Source organism: Dolichospermum circinale AWQC310F, assembly GCF_000426925.1.
Taxonomy (GTDB): Bacteria; Cyanobacteriota; Cyanobacteriia; order Cyanobacteriales; family Nostocaceae; genus Dolichospermum; species Dolichospermum circinale.
The window spans coordinates 62,070-62,931 of the sequence record NZ_KE384678.1; the positions used below are offsets into that span (position 1 = coordinate 62,070).

Annotated in this window: 1 protein-coding gene; it reads left to right on the forward strand. The window is 40.8% G+C overall.

What is annotated here, in order from left to right:
- The coding region (locus ACIR310F_RS22055; RefSeq protein WP_035367851.1) for a calcium-binding protein at window positions 1-862 on the forward strand (862 nt) is incomplete at both ends.

Below are 862 nucleotides of genomic sequence, written 5' to 3' on the forward strand. Positions count from 1 at the left end.
TACTACTGGTAATGATTGGATTAAAGGTGGTACGGGAAACGATGATTTAACCGGTGGAGACGGTAATGACACTCTGAACGGGGGAGCAGGTATAGACTTTTTAATCGGTGGTAAAGGAAATGATACCTTTGTCGTAGACGATATTGGTGATATCATTGCTGAAGGTTTAAATGGTGGAATAGATACCGTTGAATCTTCTATCACTTGGACATTAAAAACCAACTTAGAAAACCTCACGTTACAGGGAACAACCGCTATTAACGGTACTGGTAATAACCTCAATAATACCCTCATCGGTAACACTGGTAATAACGTTCTTACAGGTGGTTTAGGAAATGATACCCTCACAGGTGGTTTAGGAAATGATACCCTCATTGGTGGTGCTGGTAATGACTCCTACTATGTTGACAGTACAGCAGATATCATCACTGAATCGGTAAATCAAGGAACAGATAGCGTTTTCAGCACTGTAACCTATACCTTAACCACCAATACCGAAAACCTAACGTTACAGGGAACAACCGCTATTAATGGTACAGGTAATGAACTAAATAATATCATTACAGGTAACGCAGCCGATAACATTCTCACCGGTGGTACGGGCGCTGATACTTTAATTGGTGGCGCTGGTAATGACTCCTACTATGTTGACAGTACAGCAGATATCATCACTGAATCGGTAAATCAAGGAACAGATAGCGTTTTCAGCACTGTAACCTATACCTTAACCACCAATACCGAAAACCTAACGTTACAAGGAACAACCGCTATTAATGGTACAGGTAATGAACTAAATAACAACATTACAGGTAACGCAGCAGCTAACATTCTCACAGGTGGTTTAGGAAATGATACCCTCACA